Below are 22,682 nucleotides of genomic sequence, written 5' to 3'. Positions count from 1 at the left end.
GCTCCGCACGCTGGCCGCTGACCAGGTGCTTCCACCGCGCGGAGAGCCCGGTCACAGTCAAAGAACGACTTGGTCACCGGCCACCTCGGTAGGCTCACGGGGTGAGCGCGACACCGCAACTGCTGGCCATCAGCGACCTGCACGTGGGGCACGAGGAGAACCGGCCGATCGTCGAGGGCCTGCGGCCGAACCATCCGGGCGACTGGCTGATCGTCGGCGGCGACGTGGCCGAGACCGCCGCCGACATCGAGTGGGCGTTGACCCTGCTCGCGTCCAGGTTCGACCAGGTCGTCTGGGTGCCGGGCAACCACGAGCTGTGGACCACGCCGAGAGACACGCTGAAGCTGCGCGGCGTCGAACGCTACGAGCACCTCGTCCAGATGTGCCGGCGGCTGGGCGTGCTCACCCCCGAGGACCCGTTCGCGGTGTGGTCGGGCGAGGGCGGTCCGGTGCGGATCGCGCCGCTGTTCACGCTGTACGACTACACGTTCCGGATCCCCGGCGTGAACTCCAAGGAGGAGTCGCTGGCAGCCGCGTACGAGGCGGGGATCGTCTGCACCGACGAGCACATGCTGCACCCGGACCCGTACCCGTCGATCGACGCCTGGTGCCACGCCCGGATCGCGGCGACCGAGCGCCGGCTCGCCGAGTGCGACCCGGCCGTGCCACTGGTGATGGTCAACCACTGGCCGCTGGTCCGCCAGCCCACGCTGGTGCTGCGCTACCCGGTGTTCGCGCAGTGGTGCGGCACGGTGTTGACGGCCGACTGGCACGTGCGCTTCAACACGGCGGTCTCGGTGTACGGGCACCTGCACATCCCCAGGCCGACCGTGTACGACGGGGTGCCGTTCGAGGAGGTGTCGCTCGGCTATCCACGGGAGTGGAAGCCGCGCGGGCTGCCCGAGCCGCTGCTGCGTCCGGTCTTGCGCAGAGTGCGGGTGGCGCCGTGATCGAGAAGCTGATGCCGGCCGGTGTGGCCAGCCGGGACACCACCGAGGACGTGCCCGAGTCGACCATGTTCCCCGAGGAGGCGGAACGGGTCGCCAAGGCCGTGACCAAACGCCGCCGGGAGTTCGCGACCGTCCGCGACTGTGCCCGGCAGGCCCTCGCCGAACTGGGGGTCGCGCCGGTGGCCCTGCTCAACGGCGAACGCGGCGCACCGCAGTGGCCGGCCGGCGTCGTCGGCAGCATGACGCACTGCGCGGGCTACCGCGCCGCCGTGGTGGCACTGACGTCGGTGATCCACACCGTGGGCATCGACGCCGAACCGCACGGCCCGCTCCCCGAGGGTGTGCAGGGCATGATCGCGCGGGACGAGGAAAAGGTCATGCTGTCCGCCCTGGCCGGCGTGGACCCGGGCATCCACTGGGACCGGATGCTGTTCTGCGCGAAAGAAGCCGTCTACAAGGCCTGGTATCCGCTCACCCACAAGTGGCTGGGCTTCGAGGAGGCGTCGATCACACTCGACCCGGCCGGGACGTTCCACGCCCGGCTGCTGGTTCCCGGCCCGATGGTGGCCGGCACCCAGGTGGACGCGTTCGACGGCCGCTGGATCGTGGGTGACGGCCTGGTGATCACCGCCATCGCCATCCCGGTGGCGAACTGATCGGGGATGCGCGCCCGCAGGCGCGCTGCTATGGTGTCGTCATGGGCACTTTGGGCAACTGATTCCCTCCACGCCTGGCGCGTCGTCGCCGCGTGCGTGTTGAGCCGTATTGCCGTACCCACATTCATTTTTTCGGGAGGTTCCCATGCGTGAAAACCCGCTGAAGAAGAACACCGAGGACGCTGATTCCGTCCCTCAGGAGCTGTCGTTCATGCGGCCGATCGAGCCGCGTGACCCGGCCGACGAGGAGCCGAAACCGAGCCGCGCCGAGCGTCGGGCGGCGAAGTCCCAGGTCCGCAACCGGTCGGGGAAAGCACAGAACAACGTCCGCAACCAGTCGGTGCCGAACCACCGCAACTTCGCCAACCGGCGCAGCGGCTGAAATCCCGCACCAGCTCCACCAGCAAGCCGCCCCGCGAACCAAAGGTTCGCGGGGCGGCTTGCTGTTTGTTCAGCGAATACCGACTACGACTACGCCGCCTCGAAGTATCCGGCGACGTCGACGATGATGTGGACGGTGCCGTTACTGTTGGCGAAGTAGGTGGAGGGACCGAACTCCGGATCGTTCGCCACCACGCCGATGAAGTTGTTGGCCACAATCTCCCCCGGCGCGATGTTCAGGTTCGACACGTTCGGCAGGCTCTGGTCGGGCGGCGGCCAGGCCACGACGTACTGACCCGTGGACGCGCTGATACCGGTCATGTTGCCCACGTAGCCCTTGGGCGCCGGCGCGTTCCACCACAGCACGGTGATCGACTGCTCGTCAAGCGGCCGCCCGTTGTCGCGGGTGTCCATGACGCGCTCCGGAATGGCCGGAACGAACGCGAGGCCGCGGCCCGTGCTGTCGTAGGCGCCCTGCAGGTCCGCGATCAGGTCCACGCGACCGCTGTCGTTGTACAGCCGGACCTTGCGGTTGCTGCCCACCTGGACCGTGACCAGGTTCGGCACGATCTGGCCCGGACCGATGTTCAGGTTCGACGCGAGGGGACGTGTCGAGCCGTCCGGATACGCGGTGACGAACGTGGGCACGCTCGCACCGATACCAGTCAGGTTGAACGTCACCGCCGTGGTCGACGGGTCGAGCCAGGTCAGGTCGATGACCGCCTCACCGTGCGCCCCGACCCCACCCGAGCGGCGGGTGTCCAGCACCCGGCCCGGCGTCACCGGGACGAACTTCGCCGCGTTGGTGCTGGTGTAGTAGCCCGCGAGGTCCGCGATCACCTGGGTGGTCCCGGCCTCGTTGTACACGATCACCTTGCGGTCCGGGCTCAGCGCCACCGTCGCGGAGTTCGGCCTGGTGTCACCGGGCGCGAGGTTGAGGCTGGACACCCCGGGCCGCTTCACGTTGGCCGGGAAGACCGTCACGAAGGTGTACGCCGACGGTCCGGTCCCGGTCAGGTTCAGCACCACGGCCGTCGCGTCGGCAGGCACCTTGCTCGACAGATCCAACGTCACCTGGCCGGCCGGACCGATCGGGCCCTGCGCCCCACCGGGAACACCGGTGCCGTTCCGGGTGTCGAGCACCCGCACCGGCGAGAGCGGGATGAAGCTCGACGGCGTACCCGCCGCCTTCTCGCTGAGCCCAGCCGCGACGGACACCGGCGCCTGCCCGATCAGCTTGCGACCGGAGTTGTCCGGCGTGGCCTGCGCGGTGCCGACGCCCGCGACCAGCACAGCCACCATCCCGGCGGCCAGGATCGCAGATCTTCGATTGTTCACTCAATATTCCTTTCCCAGGTCGTTGACACACAGCGTCACTCAACCGAGGCCCCGGGATTCCGGCGCACCACCGCGAGCGTCCACTTCGGACACTCCGGAACACGTGGCTGTGTCGACGAAAAGTCGGCCCCTCATCCCCAGACCGGGACCACCGTGCTCAACCGTGCTGCCCCAGCGCGGGCACGACGGGCAAGGGAACGAACAAGCCCCCCGCCACGACCAGCCCCCGCTGCCATGGTCGGCACAATCACCCCGCGACTCAGCGTGGTGGACAAATCGATGCCCCACACCTTCCCCGAGTCTCACCCCCGATTAACTGACCGCCGCAGTGTATCGGGAATCCGCACGGCTGAAAAGGCCGCCCACTGTGACAATGACCGCCAGTTTTGTGGGCAACCTGTGTGGAAGAAGTGTTTTGCCGGTGACGGGCCGGGCATCCGCCGTTCAACTGCCGTCGGCCTCAGTTGAACGACGGCCGGCCGCCGAACCGGCAACTCATCGATGGCGAACGCCAATTTCCGGCCACATGGACTGTTCCCGCGGCACCAACTGCCGTTCACGCCGCCGCGCGAGCGTCGGACTCGCGGTGCACCGGCGATTGGCGCGCCGGGGCTCGTCCGCGCCGCATTCCCGGCGTATTTCGGGAAGTGTTTTCGGCAGCGCCGCCACCGGAAAGTGGACCGACGGTCCAGTTCACCGGTCGTTCCGGCTGTCCACTGTGTCCGTCCACAGTGGCCTTTGGCGGGCTGTCGATCACCGCCCGACGATTCGGACACCTGAGCGTCTGGCAATTGGTCCGGACCAGGCCGTAGCATTCGCGGATGACGGACGAGACACCGGATCCCCCGCCCCCGGTCCGCCGCCGGCCCGTGCCGTGGGTGTCGGCCCTGGTGGGGCTGGCCGGGCTGGCTGTGGGAGCGCTCGCCGTCGGGGCCGCGTGGCTGGTCAGCGGCCCGGACGCGGTGGACAGGCGGCCGGTCCGGCCACCGCAGCGGATCGGCCAGTATGTCCCGATCGCCCCGGGCACGAGCGGCTCGTCCGGCCTCCCGGAGGCCCTGTCCCAGATCAAGGCACGCAACGAGCACAGCTCCCAGCTGCTGTCGGAGTCACACCGTGGCGCGGGCGCGCTGGTGGACCTGTACGTCGACCAGGACATCCGACAGCAGCTCACAGTGATGATCTACCGTGCGCCGTCGCCGCACCCGCTGTACGCGCCCTACGAAGACGCCGCCTCCCAAGGGCTGGCCAAGTCGTCGCAGACCGTCGAGGAGTTCGGCCAGGTGTCGTGCGTGGTGCACAACGACCCCACGCCGGCCGGCCAGACGCCGGAGCCGGAGTCCGCTCACGCGGTCACGTGCTCCCGCACCAACGCCACGCTGACCGTGGAGATCACGCCGAACGGCACCGCGACGGACGTCCCGTCGATGGTCGCCGCCCTCGTCGACGAGGCTTGGAGCTCGGTGATCTAGACCGTCACCGCCCGCGCGATCACCGCCTCAGTGTCCACACCGGACGGAAGGGTGCCGAAGGCGCCGCCGTGGTCGCCGAACCGCGATCCGCAGAAACCGTCCGCCACCGCCGTCGGGCCGTACCGGACGAGCAGGGAACCCTGCAGTGCCAACGCCATCGACTCGACCAGCCGGCGCGCCCGGAACTGGATGTCGTCCAGGTCGGACAGGTCCTTGCGCAGGCGCGCGACCGCGTCGTCCAGCCGGGAGTCCGCGCCGGCGGCCTGCTCGACCTCGGTGAAGTAGGCGTCGACCGACTCCGGCTGGCGGGCCATCGCGCGCAGGGTGTCCAGCGCGGCGACGTTCCCGGAGCCCTCCCAGATCGACTGCAGCGGGGCCTCCCGGTACAGCCGCGGCATGCCGGACTCCTCCACGTAACCGTTGCCGCCCAAGCACTCCAGCGCCTCAGCCGCGTGCATCGGCGCCCGCTTGCACACCCAGTACTTGCTCACCGCGAGCCCGAGCCGCCGGAACGTCTCCTCGCCGCGGTCGGACGCGCCGGCGAGCCGCATCGCCACCGTGGTCGCCGCCTCCGCCTCGATCACCAGGTCGGCCAGGACGTTGCGCATCAACGGCTGGTCCAGCAGCCGCGCGCCGAACGCCGTTCGATGGGTGGTGTGGTGGACCGCCTGCACGGCGCCGTAACGCATCCCGGCGGCGCTGCCGAGCACGCAGTCGAGACGGGTGTTGTTGACCATCTGGATGATCGTGCGCACGCCTGCGCCCTCGGCGCCGAGCGGCCAGCCGACGGCCTGCTCGTACTCGATCTCGGCGGACGCGTTGGACTTGTTGCCCAGCTTGTTCTTCAGGCGCTGCAGGCGGATCGGGTTGCGTGTCCCGTCCGGCAGCACGCGCGGCACGAGGAAGCACGACAGGCCGCCCGGCGCCTGCGCCAGCGTGAGGAACATGTCCGACATCGGCGCGGACGTGAACCACTTGTGCCCGACCAGGCGGTACGTGCCGTCGCCGGCCGGGGTCGCGGTCGTGGTGTTCGCGCGGACGTCCGAGCCGCCCTGCTTCTCCGTCATGGACATGCCCGCGATCAGGCCGCTCTTGGTCGACGGCACGCGTAGGCCGTAGTCGTACGTCGTCGAGCTCAGCAGCGGCTCGTACTCGGCCGCCAGTGCCGGGTTGGCGCGCAGTGCCGGGATGGCCGCGTAGGTCATGGAGATCGGGCAGGTGTGGCCGGCGTCGACCTGACCCCACACGTACATCTTGGCCGCGCGGGCGACATGCGCGCCGGGACGTGCCGACGCCCATGGCGCGGCGTGCAGGCCGTGCCGCACGGCGACCGTCATCAGGTCGTGCCAGTACGGGTGGAACTCGACCTCGTCGATTCGGTTGCCGTACCTGTCGTGCGTGTGCAGGACGGGCGGGTTCTCGTTGACCACCCGACCCCATTCCTGGGCGCGCTCGCCGCCCGCGAGCCGGCCGAGATCGCGCAGCTCGGGCTCGGCCCATTCGGCGTCGTACCGCCGCAGCCCGGCCAGCAGGGCGGGGTCGTCGGCGACGTCATGGCCCACAAGGGGCGGGACCTGGTTGGCGACCTCATGAGTCGGCATTGGGACCTCCCAGCGCACGCAAGGTGAACGCGATGATTGACGGCATCAAGTCGACAGTGTCGGAACTGGCAGCGCCATCGGCCAAGGGTCCGACGAGGATCTCGCCGAGCGCGCCGATGAGCGCGGCCGCGGTGATCTCCGGGTTCTGCGGCGGTATCACGCCCGCGGCGACCGCGGCGGCGATCTGGGCCGCGGCGATGTCCCGGAAGGCCCGCCGGAACACCAGGCGTTCGGCTTCGACAGGCAGGTCGACGGGTTCCGCGAGCAGCGCGTAGGCCAGGCGTGGTGACTTGAGGGCGCGCGATGAGAACGTCTCCACCACGGCGACGACCCGTTGGAGCACGTCGCCCGGCTCCGCGGCGGCGCGGGCGACCGCCTCCACCTCGTGGCCCACGACGATCCGGAACAACTCCACGACCAGCTCGGCCTTGCCCGGGAAGTGCCGGTAGACGCTGCCCGTGGCGATGCCGGCCCGAGCCGCGACCGCGGCCATGGAGCAGCCCGCGTAGCCCTGTTCGGACAGCAGATCCACGGCGGCGTCGAGGATCGCGGCGCGTTGGGTGTCCATCCGCGCCTGCACCCGGGCGGTCCGTCGGTACGGCACGTAAGAAGTGAACCAGTGATTCACCGCTTCACGCAAGCCGCGGTCGTAGGCTGCGACCATGACGTACGACGTCGAGGCGGTCCGTGCCCATTTCCCCGCTCTCGCCGAAGGCGCCGCGCACTTCGACGGCCCCGGCGGCACCCAGGTGCCGGACGTGGTCGCGGACGCCGTCGCGGAGACCCTGCGGGCGGCCGTGTCGAACCGCGGCGCGACCACCAAGTCGGAGGTGCGCGCCGAACGGATCGTGGCCGACGCCCGCCAGGCCGCCGCGGACCTGCTCGGCGCGCAGCCGGCCGGGATCATCTACGGCCGCAGCATGACCCAACTGACCTACGACATGGCCCGGACGCTGGCCAAACAATGGCAGCCGGGCGACGAGGTGATCGTCACCAAGCTCGACCACGACGCCAACATCCGGCCGTGGGTGCACGCCGCCGAGACGCGCGGCGCGGTCGTGCGGTGGGCCGAGTTCGACCGGGCGACCGGCGAGTTACCGGTGGCCGCCATCACCGACCTGTTACACACCCGGACCCGGGTCGTCGCGGTGACCGGGGCGTCGAACCTGCTGGGCACCAAGCCGTCCATCGCGCGGATCGCCCCACTCGTGCATCAGGCTGGAGCGTTGCTGTATGTGGACGGTGTGCACCTCACGCCGCACGCGTGGGTGGACATGGAGGCGATGGGCGCCGACTTCTACGCGTGCTCGCCGTACAAGTTCCTCGGCCCGCACCTGGGCCTGGTCGCCGCCCGGCCGACACTGCTGGAGACGTTACGACCGGACAAGCTGATGCCCGCGACCAACACGGTCCCGGAACGGTTCGAGTACGGCACCCTCCCCTACGAGCTGCTGGCCGGGACGACGGCCGCGATCGACTTCCTCGCCTCCCTGGTGCCCGGCACGGGGTCGCGGCGGGCCCGGCTGGCGCGGTCGATGCAGGCGCTGGAGGTGCACGAGCGGGCGATGCTGTCCCGGATGGAGTACGGCCTCGACGGCGTCCAGTTCTACGGCGTGCCGCATCGGGACCGCACGCCGACAACCTTGTTCTCGGTGCCCGGGTGTCCGCCCGCGGAGGCGTACCGACAGCTGGCCGACCGTGGCGTGAACGCCCCCGCCGGCACGTTCTACGCCCTGGAATGCGCCCGCTGGATGGGGATCGGGGACGCGGGCGCGATCCGCGCCGGCATCGCGCCGTACACCGACGAGTCCGATGTGGACCGTCTGGTGGCCGCCGTGCACGCTCTGGGCGAACACCGCTGAGAGCGAACACGGGCCCGATCGCGGCCGCGCCCGGCTAGCGTCGGGATCATGACTCAGACGACGCTCAGCGACTCGGTGTTCGAGCGGCTGCTGGCCGAACGGATCGTCTTCCTCGGCTCCGAAGTGGACGACGACGTGGCCAACCGGATCACCGGCCAGCTGCTGCTCCTGGCCGCGGAGAACCCGACCAAGGACATCACGTTCTACATCAACTCGCCGGGCGGCTCGGTCACCGCCGGCCTGGCGATCTACGACACCATGCAGCTGATCGAGCCGGACGTGGCCACCTGGGCGCTCGGGTTCGCCGCCTCGATGGGCCAGTTCCTGCTCACCGCCGGCGCCCCCGGCAAGCGCTACGCCCTGCCGAACGCCAACATCCTGATGCACCAGCCGCACGGCGGCGTCGGCGGCACGTCCGCGGACATCGCGATCCGCGCGGAGGCGCTCGGCCGGATGAAGCGCCGGATGGCCGAGATCACCGCCGAGCAGACCGGCCAGCCGCTGGAGCGGATCATCTCGGACGGTGACCGGGACAAGTGGTTCACCGCGGAAGAGGCCCGCGACTACGGGTTCGTCGACCACGTCGTCAACTCCAACCGCGTGGTGGCACTCTGACCAAGTGCTGCACCACGTCGAGATCTGGGTCCCGGACCTGAACCGTGCCGTCGCCACGTGGGGATGGCTGCTCGAAGAGCTCGGCTACCAACCGTTCCAGCGGTGGAGCGACGGGCACAGCTGGGGGTTGGGCCCGACCTATCTGGTGTTCGAGCAGTCCCCCGCGCTCACCGGCGGCCACGACCGGCTACGGGCCGGGCTGAACCACCTGGCGTTCCGGGTGCCGGACCAGGCCACCGTGGACAACCTGGCGGCGAACGCCCAGGACCACGGCTGGACGCTGATGTTCCCGGACCGGCACCCACACGCGGGCGGTGAGCAGCACTACGCCGCGTACCTGGAGAACGACGACGGATTCGAAATCGAACTGGTCGCCGATGCGCCTACCTGACTGGGTTATCGGCGCGGCGTTATGCGGACAACCCAAACATACTCAATGCGGGGGTGCCGCCGCAATACGGGGTAGCGAGAGCGAACAGCGGCGGTCAGTTCAGCGGGCAAGAACAGGCGCTAGTTCCTGCAGAAGATAAGCGCTGCACCAACGACTCTCAGTATCTTTGGGACTGGTCGCCTCGTGTGCCAACTTGCCAGCCAGAAGTTGGGGGTTAGGGGCAGTCGATGGGTCCTTGGCAATTCGAATAGACGTATCCCAGTCAAGCTGACAGGTCCGGCTGATGATCGAGGCCAGACACAGTGTCCGCACTTTTTCGTCCTTCCGAAGGGCTTCAACCACAAGCTCGGCGTTAGCCCTGCCGGACAATTTGGCAACAATGCTCAACGCGTTCGTGCGGATTGTTGACGTCTTACCGTCAATCATCCATCGACGAAGATGCGCTGTCGCCTTGGGGCCGACTCGCGCCGCAAGGCCAATGTCAGACCAATGTGCAGACGCACCTGTCGCCAACGGACTGACATCTCCCTCGTCGAGTGCGCGTGCGGCGGATTCTATGTCACGCTGACCTTTGAGCACTGCCAATCGAGGGTGCTTGATCTCTTTCCGCAACGGGGACACCTTCTCCGTTCACCTCGCGACCTGTGATGACAAGGGTACTTGGGGAGGCAACCCCGACAGAACGTAGACCCTGGGTGCTCTACACACAGCGGGAACATCGTGGCCGACCTGCCCGAGACAAGATTCAGGAAATTGGTGCCCGGAAACTGGACGACGCCAGGCACGCCGCCGAACTGTGGTTCGCCCTGGGAAAGTTCTGCGGAGGTGCCAGTTGAGTCGCACGCGTCCACTCAGGTTACGTCCGAATTTGGAGCAGATGGGCTGCGCTGTGGTCCATACCCGGTACTCAGGTGGATTCGGGATTGACACGTCCCGCCTCGGGGGATTCATTGGGCTGACCACCGATTGGAGGCAGCCATGGCCATCCGGGGTCTGAACCATGCCGTCCTGTGGGTCCGGGACGCCCAGCACAGCACCGATTTCTACGTGAACGTCCTGGGTTTCCGGGTCGTGCACAGCATGCCGAAGGCGGCGTTCCTGCAGGCCGCCACCTCCCGCAACGACCACGATCTGGGCCTGTTCACGGTCGGTGACGAGGCCGCGGACAGCCTCGCCGGCACCGGGGCGGTCGGCCTCTACCACCTGGCGTGGGAGGTCACGACCCTCGCCGACCTGCGGGAATGTGCGAAACGGCTGACCGAGGCCGACGCGCTCGTGGGTTCCCGCGACCATGGCACGACCAAGGCGCTGTACGCCAAGGACCCGGACGGGTTGGAGTTCGAGATCTGCTGGCTCGTCCCGCAGGACCTGGTCGACGACGAGATGCGGGCATACAACGGCGAACTGGACATCGAGGCCGAGATCACCCGGTACGGCGAGGACACGCCCGGGGCGTACGCCCGCATCTGAGTTCCAAGTGGTTCAGACCAACCTCTTGACTTTGAATTGGTCTAGTCCAACCCTTGAGGCAGGAACTCACAACGGAGGCGGAAATGCGACGACGCACCCTGCCCGCCGCCGCTGGTTTGGCCATGGCCGTGATCGCCGCCTCGGCGGCCACGGTCATGGCGACCGCGAGCGAGCCCCCTGCCCTGGCCGCGACCACCCTGACCGACAACTGGTACGCCTCGGCCCCGTACCTGATGCCCGTGAGCAACAACCCGCCCGACCCGACCGTGGTGATGTCCGCGACCGGGCAGAAGGCGTTCCAGCTGGCGTTCATCCTGGCGCCGAACGGCGGCGGGTGCAGCCCGACCTGGGACGGCACCAACCCGGTCTCGTCCGACACCGCGGTCGCCGGCGTGATCGGCCGGATCCGCGCGGCCGGCGGGGACGTTTCGGTGTCCGTCGGCGGCTACGGCGGCACCAAGCTGGGCCAGACCTGCGGCACCGCCGCCGCGACCGCGGCCGCCTACCAGCAGGTGGTCACCAAGTACGGCCTGCGGGCGATCGACTTCGACCTGGAGGAACCCGAGTACGAGAACTCCGCGGCCATCGCCAACGAGCTCGGCGCGGCGAAGACCTTGCAGACCAACAACCCCGGCCTGTTCGTCTCGGTGACCCTGCCCGGCACCGGCGCGGGCACCGGCTGGTTCGGCACCCAACTGCTGGACCAGGCCCGCGGCCTGGGCTTCAACCCGAACAACTTCTCGATCATGCCGTTCGACGGCGGGTTCGGCGGCGGCTCCGCGCAGGTGTCCGCCCTGGAGGGCTTCCACGGCCTGCTGATGACGCACCTCAACTGGGACAGCGACACCGCCTACCGGCACGAGGGCTTCTCCGGCATGAACGGCAAGTCGGACGCCGGCGAGATGTTCCAGCCCGGCGACTTCCAGGCCGTCTACGACTACGCCACCAGCCACCACCTCGGCCGGTTCACGTTCTGGTCGGTCAACCGCGACCGGCCCTGCGTTGGCACCACCGACAACGGCGTGTGCAGCAACACCACCCAGAACGCGTGGGACTTCACCAAGTTCAGCACCCGCTGGGCGAACGCGAGCCCGACCAGCCTGCCGCCGCCCACCACCAAGCCGCCTGGCCCGTGCAGCCCGCCCGAATGGGTGGCCGGGAACGTCTACACCGGCGGCGCCCAGGTGACGCACAACAAGCACACCTGGACCGCCAAGTGGTGGACCCAGAACGAGGAACCAGGCAAAGCAGGCGTGTGGGCCGACAACGGCCCATGCTGACCGGGGTGCTCCGGGCCGCCGCCAGCGGCCCGGAGCTTTTTCATGTCCACTGTCGAGTCCCGTCCTTCTCAGTCGTCCTTGGGATGTCCGTACGACCAAGGAGAGACAGATGCTCGACGCTTATCGCCGCGCCCAGGACGGGTTCGACGCGGTGCTCGACCAGATCCCGGCGGGTGCCTGGGACAAACAGTCCGAATGCGAACTGTGGACCGTGCGGGACGTGGTCGGCCACGTCGTGTGGGGCCAGGACCTGGTCCGGCACTGGGCCACCGGCGAACCCTTCACGTCCACCGAAGGCGCCCCGGGCGTGCCGCACCCCGCCCCCGTGGCCGGTCCCGACCCGGTAATCCGGTGGCGCGCAGCCAGGGCGGCCGCCGACGCGACGCTCACCCCCGAATCCATCACCAGGACCCGGGAGACCGGCATACTCGGCACGATCCCACTCACCGGCTTCCTGCCCGCCCTGGTGGCCGACTTCCTCGCCCACTCATGGGACATCGGCAACGCCTGCGGCCTGGACGTCCGCCTCGCCCCCGACCTACTGCCCGATTCGCACGAGTGGGTCAGCGCCAACGTCATCCACCGCTCACCGACCGGCATCGGCCCCGAGCTGACCCCGCCCGACGACGCCGACGAGCAGACCCGCTGGCTCGCGTTCGTCGGCCGTAAGGCCTGGTAGTCACGGCTGTGGCGGCTTGACGAGGCCTGACTGGTAGGCGAAGACGACCAGTTGGGCACGGTCGCGGGCGTTGACCTTCACCATCGCGCGGGAGACGTGGGTGCGGGCGGTGGCTGTGCTGATCACGAGTTTTTCGGCGATGTCGGTGTTGGTCAGGCCTTGGGCGGCGAGGGCGGTCACTTCGCGTTCGCGGTCGGTCAGGTCGCCCAGCAGGGCTGTGTGTTCGGGGGTTCGGTGGGGGGTGGAGGTGAATTCCGCGATCAGGCGGCGGGTGACGCTGGGTGAGAGGAGGGCTTCGCCGGCGGCGACGATCGCCACGGCGCGGCGCAGATCGTCCGGTTCGACGTCTTTGAGCAGGAAGCCGCTGGCGCCCGCGCGCAGGGCGGCGAACACGTACTCGTCCACTTCGAACGTGGTCAGGACGACCACCCGGACGCCCGTGAGGTGGGGGCGCCCGCAGATCCGTTTGGTGGCTTCGATCCCGTCCAGGACCGGCATGCGGATGTCCATCAGCACCACGTCCGGTCGGGCCTGCTCGGCGAGTTCGACCGCGGCCTGGCCGTCGGCGGCCTCGCCGACCACTTCGATGCCCGCGCTGTTCTCCAGCAGTGACCGGAACCCCGCGCGCACGAGAGCCTGGTCGTCCGCGAGCGCGACCCGGATGGTCATCGTGGCTCCCCCAAAGTCAGGTTGGCCCGCACGACGAAGCCATGATCGGGGGCAGGGCCGGCTTCGAACGTGCCGCCGGTCGCGCGGGCGCGTTCCCGCATCCCGATCATGCCGTGGCCGTCGGCGCCGCCGTCCGGCGGTCCCTGGCCGTTGTCGGTGACCTCCACCAGCAGGGAGTCCGGGTAGTACCGCAGTCGTACCGTGGCTTGGGTGGCGTTGGCGTGCCTGATCACGTTGGTCAACGCCTCCTGGACGATCCGGTACGCCGCCAGTTCCACCCCGATCGGGATGTCCACCGGGTCGCCCTCGTCGACCAGCGAGACCTGGATGCCGGCGCCGGTGGCCTGGTCGACGAGTTGGGCCACCTGGTCGAGCCGGGGCTGCGGCGCGGGCTGGTCGGTGGTCGCGCTGTCCCGCAGCACCCGCAGGGTGCTGCGCAGCTCCGCCATGGCGTCCTTCGCCGCGACCCGGATGTTGGTCAACGCCGAACGGGTCTGAGCCGGTCGGGTGTCCATCGCGTCCAAGCCGGCCGCGGCCTGCACGCTGATCAGGGTGATCGTGTGGGCCAGGACGTCGTGCAGCTCGCGGGCGATGGTGAGCCGTTCGGCCACTACGCGCCGGTCCGACTCCTGGGTGATCCGGCGTAGTTTCTCCTCCGACGCGAGGCTCCAGGCCCGTTTCGCGTCGGCCGCGGTGAGCATCGCGGCCAGGGAGATCGTCACACCGCTGATCGCGGCGAAGTTGACGCCGTCCGGTGGGTGCGGCGGTAGCAGCGAGATGAGCGGCACGGCGAACGCGACCGCCACGCCGACCCCCAGTGCCCGGTGGCTACGGGAGTTGCCGACGAGCGTGTAGCACACCAGGTACATCGGCGCGGCGACCGCGAGCCCCGGGTAGCCCAGCAGGTGATACGTCAGGCACACAGCCAGCACACCCAGGGCGACCCACAGGGGCCAACGCTTACGCAGCGGCAGCAGCGCGCCGCCGACGGCGGCGAGCGCGACCGCACCGGCCAGGGGCGGCAGCGACCGGCTCGAGTCCCTGCACTCGACGACCACGCCGATCAGACCGACCGCCGCGACCACCAGGACCACCGAGATGTCCGGCAGGTGCCGCCGCATGGCTTGTCCTCCTCACACCACTTCCACCATCGCCATCATGGCCATGTCCTCATGTTCCAGGTTGTGGCAGTGCAGCACATATCGGCCCCGGTAGCCGGTGAACCGCACGATCACCTCGGCGAGTTCCGCCGGCCGCAGGTCGACGGTGTCCTTCCAGCCCGCGTCGGTCGGGCCGGGCGCCTTGCCGTTGCGCGACAGCACCTGGAACTGCGCCAGGTGCATGTGCACGGGATGGTGCAGGTCGGTGACGAACCGCCAGATCTCCCAGTCGCCGAGCCGGGGCCGGGCGATCGCCCTGGTCGGGTCGAACTCCTCGCCGTTGATGCCCCACACCTTGGTCTTCTTCTGGAACGTGAAGTCGCGGACGACCGTGGCCTCGGCCCGGTCGATCCTCGGCACGTCGGCGAGCCGCTCCGGGATCCGGCTGGTGTCCGGCGCCGGCCCGGTGACCCGGAACCGCATGACGTTGGCGGTGCCTTCGGTGCCGAGCTGGTTGGTGAGCGTGACCTCCTGGCCGGCGCGCAGCCCCGAGAAGTCGACGACCACGTCGAACCGTTCGGCCGGCGCGACGTCCAGCGTGGTGTGCGTGACCGGCCGGTCCAGCAGGCCGCCGTCCGATCCTATTTGGACTATTGGCAGCCCGAGCGAAAGCCGGTAACGGCGGGCGTTGGAGGCGTTCAGGATCCGCAGCCGGTACCGGACTGCGGCCACGTCCATCACCGGCCACGGAGCCCCGTTGACCAGGATGACGTCACCCAGCACACCGTTCATGTACGTCTCGGTGACACCGGGCATCATCCCGTCGGCGGCCGGATACCGCAACGAACCGTCCTGGGTGAACGACCGGTCCGCGATCATCAGCGGGACGTCCCGGTCGCCGCCGGGCAGCGGCAGCGCGGCCTCCTCCCGGTCACGGACGATGTGGAAACCGGCCAGACCGTTCCACACCGCCGGACCGGTGAACCCCATCCGGTGGTCGTGGTACCAGAGCGTGGCGGCCCGCTGGTCCATCGGGTATTCGTAGTCCCGGTGCCCGGTGGTGGTCACCGCGAGCGGGTCGCCCGGCATACCCGGCATGTCGCCCATGTCGTGGTAGCCCGGCGGGTACACCAGGTCCGTCGGGAAGCCGTCGCTGGCCGCCGGGACGTGCCCGCCGTGCAGGTGGTTCACGGTCGGGACCGGCAGCGTGTTGATCCGACGGACCACCGTGGGCCGGCCCGAGTACGACACCAGGGTCGGCCCCGGGAACGTGCCGCCGGGGCCCCACACCTCGGTGCGGGTGCCGGGGATGATCTCCTGGTGGGCGACCTGGTCGGTGATCTCGTAGTAGTCCGCGCCCGGGTGGTCGGGATGCCGGCCGGGAGCGAGCACCGCCGGCACCGGCAGCGGCACCCGGAACGGTTCGGGCGGCTTGAGCAGGCTCGGCAGCAGTGTGCCTGTCTCCTCCGTGCTGCTCAGGGCGGGAACGCTGAAACCCACCGCGGTGGCGGCCACGACACCGCCGGTGACGCCGAGCATCTGCCTGCGGGTGAGGCGGCTCATCGGCGCCACGCCCAGATCGTGAGCACGGTCGACAGCGCGATGATCGCGACACCCAACGGGATGTGCAGGCCGAGAATCCGTTCGAACCCCAGCATGATCTGCAGCGCGATGACCCCGCTCAGCAGGACCGTCAACACGACCAGCGTCCCGGTGGCCTGCTTCGTCCGCCACGCGACGATCGAGACGACAACGAGCGCGAACGACAGGATCGCCACACCACTGACGCCGTTACTCCGGTGCATGAGGAGACTGCCGTAGGCACCGGACAGGAACCGCCCGGCAAGCACCGCCTGCAGATACGCGTCGATGGTCAGCACAGAGACGAGCGCACGGAACGTCAACCACACCCATCGGCGGGAGGACGTCCGAGGCTCCGTCGTTGTCAGCATGGCCGCAAGCGTGCCGGGGAACGCCCTGCGCACGCGTCGGCTCAGGACCGGCCGTGCGATACGCAAACCCTCGTACTCATAGGTAGCCGATCTACGCTAATCAGCGTAGGCGCCGGAACCGCTCGGCCAACTGCGGGTCGTTCTCCCACCACAGGCCCGGCTTGGCCACGACCCGCTCCTGCTCGTCCAGCTCACGGTCGATTTGCTCGGCCTTGCGCTCGTCGTCCCGCCGCCAGCGCACCACGAGCGCCCCGACGAACATCAGCCCGGCCAGGTCGCCGCCGATCCACAGCACACCGGCGCCGATGATCTGGTCCAGCCGGATGTCGGGGCCCCACGTGCGCGCCTGGTAGTAGCCGGACGCGATCAGCGGACCCAGCCAGACCACCAGACCGAGCGCGCCGTCCGCGATCACCTCGGTCAGGCTGATCCACAACGACACCAGGTAGGAGTCCGACCGAGGCGTCGGGTCGACCCCCAAACGCGTCCAGAAGTACACAAACCCGGCGCCGACAAGTCCCACATGGACCAAATCGTCGACGAATCCGTTGCGCAGAGACGCTTCGTACAGCGGCGTGAAGTACAACACGAACGTCGGCGCGACCAGGACGACCGTCACGACAAGCGGGAACGTCAACACACGCGCGGTCACCGAACGCCCAGCTTTCCTGAGCCTGTCCGCGGTTCGCTCCGGGACGGTGGCCAGCAGCAACGTCAGCGGCGCGCCCATCACCAGCAACAACGGTGTGATCATCAACAACACGACCGTCTGGACCGCGCGCACCCAGAACAACGAGTCGGCGTAAACGCCCACAAAGGACACAGTGACCATCAGGACCGTTGCCAGCCCCGCACAGAAGTACACCGTCCGCGACCGCCGCCACTCCCCTGTCCGCCGCGCCGCCCACACGTATCCGAAGCCGAGCAACGCGACGACCAGCAGCACAGGCACATCGAGCGTCCACGACAAGAACATCCGCTCGATCGTCAACGGCTGCAAGGTCATGGCCCGACCGTACTCGCCCCCCTAGCGACACCCGAGTCAAGGTATGCGCCCATTTTTCCGTTGTGTCCGTTGACGTTCGACTGTTCACGCCATATTCAACGACTACTGACTGGTTCCGCCGGTGGTGTCCTCGCAGCATTCTGTGGCGAGTCGTGAACAACTCACGGAATCGGAGGCTGGTATGCGAATGGTAAAGACCGCTTGGGTTTTAGCGTCGACCGTTACGTTCGCGGTCTGTGTCGCGCCCTCGGCGTCGGCCGCGCGGACGTGCACAATCGTGAACGGCACAGCGGATTCCGCGTGCACCCCGGGGGCCTTCAACCCGGACGTCAGCCAGGACACCATCGACACCACCATCTGCGTGTCCGGGTGGACGGCCACAGTCCGACCGCCGTCCAGTTACACCACCGCCCTGAAGAACCAGCAGAAGGGCGAATACGGCGAAGCCGACATCCCCAACACGGCACTCGAAGAGGACCATCTGGTCCCGTTGGAACTCGGCGGCGCGCCACGCGATCCGAACAACCTGTGGCCCGAGCCGCGCACCAGCGCCGGCAGCACAGATCCCGGCCAAGCCGCCGAAGACAAGGACAAGGAAGAGAACTCGCTGAAACGACAGGTCTGCGCCGGCACGATCAGCCTGGCCGGCGCCCGACAGCGGATGCTCGCCGACTGGACCCACTGAGACACGCCACGGGGTTGTGCGGGGCCCCTGCCCGCACAACCTCAGGCGTCCTTGCCGCCGGCGATTCGTTCGGCCAACTCTTCCAGCGTGCTGTGGTCACCTTTGTCGACGAACGCGGCGAACAGGGCCAGCGCGGCCTGGCCGAGCAGGCCGTGGCGGGTCTCGTCGTCGCGGAACGTGTGGTCCGGTTCGTTGGCCGTTCGCAAGGCCAGGCCTTCGTTCAGGGCCACCAGGATCGTTGCCAGGTCGTCGGTGGTCAGGCCGGGTCGCAGGGTGAGGCCCCGGGCCGCGAAGACCTCGTCGCAGAGCGACTTCCAGGCGTGGGTGATGTCGTGGTAGACCGTGGTCATCGCCTCGGCCACGGCTTGGTCCTGGGCGGCGAGCGTCATCGCCAGGAACCGGAAGCGCAACGGGATCGACTGGGCGGCGAGCAGCATGTCCCGGTAGGCGACCTCGTGCACCACGGCCGCGAAGTCGCCGTCGGACAGCGCCACAGTCGCCTGGCGGACCAGTGTGTTCACCGGGCCGGACTGGCGCATCCGCAGCATGAACCGGGCGAGGTCGGACAGGTACCCGGAGAACGGGTCCCACCGGTCCCGGAACGACCCGACCGTGCCCCTGATCGGGAGTTCCCTTCGCCCGTTGGCCAGTTCGGCGATCACGTTCTCCCGGCGCAGGGTCTCGAACGGACGCGTCAACTGGCCGTCGGTGTCCGCTGCCCGCAGCTCACGCTCCACGAGCCGGACCCCCGCCTCGAGGTACGCGCGGGTGAGCGGATGGTTCACGAAGCGCTTGGTCGCCTCCGCCCTGCTTCGTTGGACGTTCCGGACGACCCCGCTGAGATCGTCTTCGTCGAGCACGGCGGCCTCCATCCGGCGAGTTGTCCGCCATTCTATGGACAATTCCGGCGGCGGGGCCGCTCCTCCGGCGCGGAGGTCCACGACGGAGGTCCACGCCCGTCGGACAACCAGCGCCGTCCGTGGCGTACCAAGGACAGCATGCAAATCAACTGTTCGGCTGGTCTCCTGGCCAAGGCGGCGGTGTTGCTCGTCCTGATCGGGATGGTGTTGGGAATGCTGATCACCCAGTGATCGACTGCCGTTGTGCCTATGCTGACCGTTATGTGTCGCAACATCACCACACTTCGCGGGCTTGAACCGGTCGCCACGGCCGAGGAGGTCGAGGCGGCGGCCCGGCAGTACGTCCGCAAGGTCAGCGGCGTCCAGTCGGTGACCGACAGCACCCGGGACGCCTTCGAAGCCGCTGTCGCCGAGGTCACCGCGACGACCACGCGCCTCTTGGCCGCGTTGCCGCCGCGCCGCCAGCCGCCCACTACCGTGCCGCCGCTGCGGCGCCCGGAGGTGCAGGCCCGGCTGGCCGCCAAGGCCAAGTCGAGCTAAAGCGCGCCTAGCCTCCGACTACGCCGGCGCCGACTGGCTGACCTCGTATTCGCCTTGGTCCGACCGCACGGTGATCCGGACCTTCCTCGGCTCGCCGTTGACCCGCAGGGTGCAGGTGAACACGGTGCCCACTTTGACCACTTGGTTCCTCGGGCAGGTGACGTTGGTGGGGGTCTCCCCGTACTGGTCCCGCAGGATCTGCCTGACGCCCTGTTCTACGGCCTTCTCGTCGAACACCCGCTGAGTTGACGGGGTGGAGGCCGGGAGTGGAATGCCGGGCTCGGACGTCGTGCAGGCCGCAGTCGCCATCGTGACCAACGCCGGCACCGCGAACAGAGTCCCCCGTCGATGCATGACGGGGGACTCTAGCACCGCGTTACTGAACCTTGGTGACGAACTCGTCGGTGTAGGTCTTGGTCAGGTCGACGGTGTCCTTCTTGCCTTTCACGTTCGGCGAGAACTGGCTGAGCACCTCAAGGACGTTCTTGGCGCCGTCGGCCTTCATCCTGCCGTCGGTGTTGAACATGCCCTTGCTGTCGTTGATCGACTTGACGTACAGGGCCTGGTTGCCGCCCGCGAAGTCCGGCGGCATCTTGGCCGCGATGTCCGCGGCCGAATGGGTGTTGATGTAACCGAGGGTCTTGACCAGGGCGTTGGCCAGCTTCTGCACGACTTCCTTGTGCTGCTGGACGAACGCGCAGTCCATGTACAACGCGCTCGCCGGGTACAGGCCGCCGAGCGCCGCCCGGGTGCCCTGTTCGGTGCGCATGTCCAGCATGACCTTGGCCTTGCCGGAGTCGACCAGCTGGGCGATCGTGGGATCGGTGGTCATGCCGGCGTCGATGCCGCCGTTGTCGATCGCGGCGATGAACGTCTGGCCCGCGCCGGCCTTCACCCCGGTGTACTCGCTGGTGGCCACGCCGTTCTTGGTGGCCAGGTATTGGGTGAGGAAGTCGGTGGACGAGCCGGGGCTGGTGAAGCCGAGCTTGCGGCCCTTGAAGTCGGTCGGGCTCTTGACGCTGTCCGCGTTCCTGGTGGCCACCACCTCGGCCTCGCCGGGCACGTCGGCCATCTGCACGACGCTGGTGATGCACTTGCCCTTGGTCTGCAGGTCGATCGTGTGGTCGTAGAACCCGACGACGCCGTTGACGTCACCGGAGATCAGCGAGTTCTCGGCGGTCGCGCCGGCCGGCTCGGTGAGGATCTGGACGTTGAGGCCTTGATCCTTGAAGTACCCGAGCTGCTCGGTGAGCTTGGCCGGCAGGTAGATCACCTTCTCCACGCCGCCGACCATGATCTTGACGTCGGTCGTCCCGTCGGCGTTGGGCGCCGCCGCGGTGGTGCCGTCCTGTGAACGGCAGGCCGTGAGGCCGAGCGCCAACGCGGCGACGGCGATGATGGCACGGGTTTTCACGGTCTCTCCCTAGATCTGGAGTCCTGTGGTGATGGATGGCGGGCGCCACTTCAGCAACCTGTTCTCGGCGACGGTCAGCAGCCATTCGGCGAGCAGGGCGATCACGGTGATCACGATCATCCCGGCGTAGATGCCGGCGCTGTCGAACGTGCCCTGCGAGTGGTTGATCAGCAGGCCGAGGCCCTTGTCGGCGCCGGTGAACTCGCCGACGACCGCGCCGATCAGGGCGAACCCGAACGCGGTGTGCAGCGACGCGAGGATCCACGAGGTCGCGCTGGGCACCACGATCGTGGTCAGCACGTGCAGGCGGCCCGCGCCGAGGATCCGGGCGTTGTTGATGAGGTTGCGGTCGACTTCGCGGGCGCCCTGGAACGCGTTGAAGAACACGGCGAAGAACACCAGGACGAACGCGGTCGCGATCTTCGACGACATGCCCAGGCCGAACCAGATCACGAACAGCGCCGCCAGGACGATCCGCGGCACGGCGTTCGCGGCCTTGATGAAGGGCGCGCAGATGTCGGCCAGCAGGCGGCTGCGGCCCAACAGGATGCCGAGCACCACGCCGGCGAGCGCGCCGAGCAGGAACCCGGCGACCGCCTCCTGCAGCGTGTACCCGATCTGTTCCCAGATGGATCCCTGGCTGGTGCCGCCGGTGAACCAGTCGACGAGCTTGTGCCAGACCGCACTGGGTTTGGAGTAGAAGAACGGGTCGATCAGGTACGTGGCCGTCAGTTCCCAACTGGCGAGCCAGAGGACGACCAACGCGACCCGGATCGTCCAGATCATGCCGCGGCGCCGCCGGAACGCGGACTTCACCGTGCGCCCTTCGGTTTTCGGCTCGACGTTGTCCAAAGTAGACGCTTCCAGGGTGTCACGCGACACGGTTGGCCTGCTCCTCTCGGGCCTTCTCGACCTCTTCCCGCAACGAGTCCCAGATCTCCCGGTAGATCTCCAGGAACTCCCGGGTGAGGCGGACCTGCTCGACTTTGCGGGGCCGCTCCAGCGGCACGTCGAACGTCGCCTTGACCGTGGCCGGGCTGCTGGTCATGACCACCACGCGGTCGGCCAACGCGACGGACTCCTCCAGGTCGTGTGTGACGAACACGACCGCGGCGCCCGTCCCGGACCACAGCCGCAGCAACTCGTCCTGCATCAACGCCCGGGTCTGCACGTCCAACGCGCTGAACGGCTCGTCCATCAGCAGGATCGACGGCTCGTTCACCAGCGTCTGGGCGAGCGCGACCCGCTTGCGCATCCCGCCGGACAACTGGTGCGGGTAATAGCCCTCAAACCCGCCGAGTCCGACCCGGCGCACCCATTCCCGGGCCTGCTCCCGGGCTTTCCCTTTCGGTGTGCCTCGATACCGCGGACCGGCGGCGACGTTGTCCAGCACCGACCGCCACGGCAGCACGGCGTCGTTCTGGAACATGTAGCCCACTCCGGCCGGAATGCCGCGAACCGGTGCGCCGTTGACGAGCACTTCACCCGCCGACGCCGGTTCCAGGCCGGAGACCAGGGACAACGTGGTCGACTTGCCGCACCCGGTCGGGCCGACGACCGCGACGAACTCGCCGTGCCGCAGCGTGAGCGTGAGGTCACGGACCGCGGTGTGCGTCCCGCCCGTGCCGGTCGGGAAGCGTTTCGTCGCCCCCCGCAGTTCGACCAGCGGAGAATCCATCGCCCAACTCCGTTGTCGTAGATTGTGTTGGGCGTGAACGGTAAGTGCGCGCTGGCGGGTCGCGAGGCTTTGCCGCGTTGTTCGCG

Annotated in this window: 26 protein-coding genes; 12 read left to right on the top strand and 14 right to left on the bottom strand. The window is 68.6% G+C overall.

Annotated features, from left to right (window positions below; all coding sequences use genetic code 11):
• Positions 1–101 precede the first annotated feature (101 nt).
• From EV192_RS14580 to EV192_RS14570, 3 genes are all read left to right on the top strand, one after another.
• Complete coding sequence (locus EV192_RS14580) at positions 102–950, top strand: metallophosphoesterase family protein (RefSeq protein ID WP_132115473.1); 849 nt, start codon at positions 102–104, stop codon at positions 948–950.
• Complete coding sequence (locus tag EV192_RS14575; protein WP_132115471.1) at positions 947–1,606, top strand: 4'-phosphopantetheinyl transferase family protein; 660 nt, start codon at positions 947–949, stop codon at positions 1,604–1,606. The genes EV192_RS14580 and EV192_RS14575 overlap by 4 nt, the downstream gene beginning before the upstream one ends.
• A 145-nt stretch (positions 1,607–1,751) precedes the next feature.
• A complete protein-coding gene (locus EV192_RS14570) occupies positions 1,752–1,988 on the top strand; it encodes a hypothetical protein (RefSeq protein ID WP_132115469.1) in 237 nt (78 codons plus the stop codon).
• Positions 1,989–2,077: 89 nt separating this feature from the next.
• Here the strand turns inward: EV192_RS14570 and EV192_RS14565 are convergent, their stop codons facing one another.
• On the bottom strand, positions 2,078–3,325 hold the full coding sequence (locus EV192_RS14565; protein WP_132115467.1) for a hypothetical protein: 1,248 nt from the start codon (positions 3,323–3,325) through the stop codon (positions 2,078–2,080).
• Between the two features lie 821 nt (positions 3,326–4,146).
• Between EV192_RS14565 and EV192_RS14560 the strand changes: the two genes are divergently transcribed.
• Positions 4,147–4,794, top strand: a complete 648-nt coding sequence (locus EV192_RS14560; protein ID WP_132115465.1) for a hypothetical protein — start codon at positions 4,147–4,149, stop codon at positions 4,792–4,794.
• On the opposite strand, the gene EV192_RS14555 is transcribed toward EV192_RS14560, so the two are convergent.
• Both EV192_RS14555 and EV192_RS14550 read right to left on the bottom strand, forming a co-directional pair.
• A complete protein-coding gene (locus tag EV192_RS14555; RefSeq protein ID WP_132115463.1) occupies positions 4,791–6,395 on the bottom strand; it encodes an acyl-CoA dehydrogenase family protein in 1,605 nt (534 codons plus the stop codon). The genes EV192_RS14560 and EV192_RS14555 overlap by 4 nt on opposite strands.
• On the bottom strand, positions 6,382–6,999 hold the full coding sequence (locus tag EV192_RS14550) for a TetR/AcrR family transcriptional regulator (protein WP_132115461.1): 618 nt from the start codon (positions 6,997–6,999) through the stop codon (positions 6,382–6,384). Before EV192_RS14550 ends, EV192_RS14555 begins: the two co-directional genes overlap by 14 nt.
• Before the next feature lie 58 nt (positions 7,000–7,057).
• Between EV192_RS14550 and EV192_RS14545 the strand changes: the two genes are divergently transcribed.
• The 3 genes from EV192_RS14545 to EV192_RS14535 are packed head-to-tail and all read left to right on the top strand — an operon-like array spanning position 7,058 to position 9,263.
• Positions 7,058–8,257, top strand: coding sequence for a cysteine desulfurase-like protein (locus EV192_RS14545; protein ID WP_132115459.1), 1,200 nt, complete (start codon positions 7,058–7,060; stop codon positions 8,255–8,257).
• Between the two features lie 48 nt (positions 8,258–8,305).
• Entirely contained in the window at positions 8,306–8,872 is a 567-nt protein-coding gene (locus EV192_RS14540; protein WP_132115457.1) for an ATP-dependent Clp protease proteolytic subunit, read from the top strand.
• Between the two features lie 4 nt (positions 8,873–8,876).
• Positions 8,877–9,263, top strand: a complete 387-nt coding sequence (locus EV192_RS14535) for a VOC family protein (RefSeq protein ID WP_132115455.1) — start codon at positions 8,877–8,879, stop codon at positions 9,261–9,263.
• 99 nt (positions 9,264–9,362) lie between these two features.
• On the opposite strand, the gene EV192_RS14530 is transcribed toward EV192_RS14535, so the two are convergent.
• Positions 9,363–9,875, bottom strand: coding sequence for an XRE family transcriptional regulator (locus EV192_RS14530; protein ID WP_132115453.1), 513 nt, complete (start codon positions 9,873–9,875; stop codon positions 9,363–9,365).
• A 366-nt stretch (positions 9,876–10,241) separates the two neighbouring features.
• Between EV192_RS14530 and EV192_RS14525 the strand changes: the two genes are divergently transcribed.
• The 3 genes from EV192_RS14525 to EV192_RS14515 all read left to right on the top strand — a co-directional run bounded on the left by EV192_RS14525 (position 10,242) and on the right by EV192_RS14515 (position 12,692).
• On the top strand, positions 10,242–10,733 hold the full coding sequence (locus EV192_RS14525) for a VOC family protein (RefSeq protein WP_132115451.1): 492 nt from the start codon (positions 10,242–10,244) through the stop codon (positions 10,731–10,733).
• 83 nt (positions 10,734–10,816) lie between these two features.
• Positions 10,817–12,013 carry a chitinase gene (locus EV192_RS14520; protein WP_132115449.1) on the top strand — a complete coding sequence of 399 codons (1,197 nt, stop codon included), beginning with the start codon at positions 10,817–10,819 and terminating at the stop codon, positions 12,011–12,013.
• A 109-nt stretch (positions 12,014–12,122) separates the two neighbouring features.
• Positions 12,123–12,692, top strand: coding sequence for a TIGR03086 family metal-binding protein (locus EV192_RS14515; protein WP_132115447.1), 570 nt, complete (start codon positions 12,123–12,125; stop codon positions 12,690–12,692).
• On the opposite strand, the gene EV192_RS14510 is transcribed toward EV192_RS14515, so the two are convergent.
• The 5 genes from EV192_RS14510 to EV192_RS14490 all read right to left on the bottom strand — a co-directional run bounded on the left by EV192_RS14510 (position 12,693) and on the right by EV192_RS14490 (position 17,419).
• Complete coding sequence (locus EV192_RS14510; RefSeq protein ID WP_132115445.1) at positions 12,693–13,361, bottom strand: response regulator; 669 nt, start codon at positions 13,359–13,361, stop codon at positions 12,693–12,695.
• Positions 13,358–14,482, bottom strand: coding sequence for a sensor histidine kinase (locus EV192_RS14505; RefSeq protein WP_132115443.1), 1,125 nt, complete (start codon positions 14,480–14,482; stop codon positions 13,358–13,360). Before EV192_RS14505 ends, EV192_RS14510 begins: the two co-directional genes overlap by 4 nt.
• Positions 14,483–14,494: 12 nt before the next feature.
• Entirely contained in the window at positions 14,495–16,024 is a 1,530-nt protein-coding gene (locus tag EV192_RS14500; RefSeq protein ID WP_132116713.1) for a multicopper oxidase family protein, read from the bottom strand.
• Positions 16,021–16,413 carry a hypothetical protein gene (locus tag EV192_RS14495; protein WP_132115441.1) on the bottom strand — a complete coding sequence of 131 codons (393 nt, stop codon included), beginning with the start codon at positions 16,411–16,413 and terminating at the stop codon, positions 16,021–16,023. The genes EV192_RS14500 and EV192_RS14495 overlap by 4 nt, the downstream gene beginning before the upstream one ends.
• Positions 16,414–16,513: 100 nt before the next feature.
• A complete protein-coding gene (locus EV192_RS14490) occupies positions 16,514–17,419 on the bottom strand; it encodes a cytochrome c oxidase assembly protein (protein ID WP_132115439.1) in 906 nt (301 codons plus the stop codon).
• 277 nt (positions 17,420–17,696) lie between these two features.
• Between EV192_RS14490 and EV192_RS14485 the strand changes: the two genes are divergently transcribed.
• Positions 17,697–18,104 (top strand): hypothetical protein, encoded by a 408-nt coding sequence (locus EV192_RS14485; protein WP_243726844.1) that lies wholly within the window; start codon positions 17,697–17,699, stop codon positions 18,102–18,104.
• A 41-nt stretch (positions 18,105–18,145) separates the two neighbouring features.
• Here EV192_RS14485 and EV192_RS14480 read toward each other — a convergent pair whose 3' ends face one another.
• Positions 18,146–18,964, bottom strand: coding sequence for a hypothetical protein (locus EV192_RS14480; RefSeq protein WP_132115435.1), 819 nt, complete (start codon positions 18,962–18,964; stop codon positions 18,146–18,148).
• Positions 18,965–19,225: 261 nt separating this feature from the next.
• On the opposite strand from EV192_RS14480, the gene EV192_RS14475 reads away from it, so the two are divergent.
• The gene (locus EV192_RS14475; protein ID WP_132115433.1) at positions 19,226–19,504 is read left to right on the top strand and encodes a DUF2277 domain-containing protein; all 279 of its coding nucleotides are present in this window, start codon (positions 19,226–19,228) and stop codon (positions 19,502–19,504) included.
• Between the two features lie 18 nt (positions 19,505–19,522).
• Here the strand turns inward: EV192_RS14475 and EV192_RS14470 are convergent, their stop codons facing one another.
• From EV192_RS14470 to EV192_RS14455, 4 genes are read right to left on the bottom strand one after another with little or no spacing between them, the layout of a single operon-like run.
• Entirely contained in the window at positions 19,523–19,858 is a 336-nt protein-coding gene (locus tag EV192_RS14470) for a DUF4333 domain-containing protein (protein WP_132115431.1), read from the bottom strand.
• 22 nt (positions 19,859–19,880) lie between these two features.
• Complete coding sequence (locus EV192_RS14465) at positions 19,881–20,918, bottom strand: ABC transporter substrate-binding protein (RefSeq protein WP_132115429.1); 1,038 nt, start codon at positions 20,916–20,918, stop codon at positions 19,881–19,883.
• Between the two features lie 9 nt (positions 20,919–20,927).
• The gene (locus EV192_RS14460) at positions 20,928–21,800 is read right to left on the bottom strand and encodes an ABC transporter permease (protein WP_481728863.1); all 873 of its coding nucleotides are present in this window, start codon (positions 21,798–21,800) and stop codon (positions 20,928–20,930) included.
• Entirely contained in the window at positions 21,790–22,596 is an 807-nt protein-coding gene (locus tag EV192_RS14455; RefSeq protein ID WP_132115427.1) for an ABC transporter ATP-binding protein, read from the bottom strand. The genes EV192_RS14460 and EV192_RS14455 overlap by 11 nt, the downstream gene beginning before the upstream one ends.
• Positions 22,597–22,682 lie beyond the last annotated feature (86 nt).

This window comes from Actinocrispum wychmicini (genome assembly GCF_004345645.1).
In the GTDB taxonomy this organism is placed as follows: domain Bacteria; phylum Actinomycetota; class Actinomycetes; order Mycobacteriales; family Pseudonocardiaceae; genus Kibdelosporangium; species Kibdelosporangium wychmicini.
The sequence above is the reverse complement of the archived record's forward strand: the minus strand, read 5'-3'. Positions and strand labels throughout refer to the sequence as shown.

Coding starts and splice junctions, on each gene's coding strand:
- EV192_RS14570 (WP_132115469.1), top strand. CDS start 1,752: ATGCGTGAAAACCCGCTGAAGAAGAACACCGAGGACGCTGATTCCGTC.
- EV192_RS14560 (WP_132115465.1), top strand. CDS start 4,147: ATGACGGACGAGACACCGGATCCCCCGCCCCCGGTCCGCCGCCGGCCC.
- EV192_RS14555 (WP_132115463.1), bottom strand. CDS start 6,395: ATGCCGACTCATGAGGTCGCCAACCAGGTCCCGCCCCTTGTGGGCCAT.
- EV192_RS14545 (WP_132115459.1), top strand. CDS start 7,058: ATGACGTACGACGTCGAGGCGGTCCGTGCCCATTTCCCCGCTCTCGCC.
- EV192_RS14540 (WP_132115457.1), top strand. CDS start 8,306: ATGACTCAGACGACGCTCAGCGACTCGGTGTTCGAGCGGCTGCTGGCC.
- EV192_RS14525 (WP_132115451.1), top strand. CDS start 10,242: ATGGCCATCCGGGGTCTGAACCATGCCGTCCTGTGGGTCCGGGACGCC.
- EV192_RS14520 (WP_132115449.1), top strand. CDS start 10,817: ATGCGACGACGCACCCTGCCCGCCGCCGCTGGTTTGGCCATGGCCGTG.
- EV192_RS14515 (WP_132115447.1), top strand. CDS start 12,123: ATGCTCGACGCTTATCGCCGCGCCCAGGACGGGTTCGACGCGGTGCTC.
- EV192_RS14510 (WP_132115445.1), bottom strand. CDS start 13,361: ATGACCATCCGGGTCGCGCTCGCGGACGACCAGGCTCTCGTGCGCGCG.
- EV192_RS14505 (WP_132115443.1), bottom strand. CDS start 14,482: ATGCGGCGGCACCTGCCGGACATCTCGGTGGTCCTGGTGGTCGCGGCG.
- EV192_RS14500 (WP_132116713.1), bottom strand. CDS start 16,024: ATGAGCCGCCTCACCCGCAGGCAGATGCTCGGCGTCACCGGCGGTGTC.
- EV192_RS14495 (WP_132115441.1), bottom strand. CDS start 16,413: ATGCTGACAACGACGGAGCCTCGGACGTCCTCCCGCCGATGGGTGTGG.
- EV192_RS14490 (WP_132115439.1), bottom strand. CDS start 17,419: ATGACCTTGCAGCCGTTGACGATCGAGCGGATGTTCTTGTCGTGGACG.
- EV192_RS14475 (WP_132115433.1), top strand. CDS start 19,226: ATGTGTCGCAACATCACCACACTTCGCGGGCTTGAACCGGTCGCCACG.
- EV192_RS14470 (WP_132115431.1), bottom strand. CDS start 19,858: ATGCATCGACGGGGGACTCTGTTCGCGGTGCCGGCGTTGGTCACGATG.
- EV192_RS14455 (WP_132115427.1), bottom strand. CDS start 22,596: ATGGATTCTCCGCTGGTCGAACTGCGGGGGGCGACGAAACGCTTCCCG.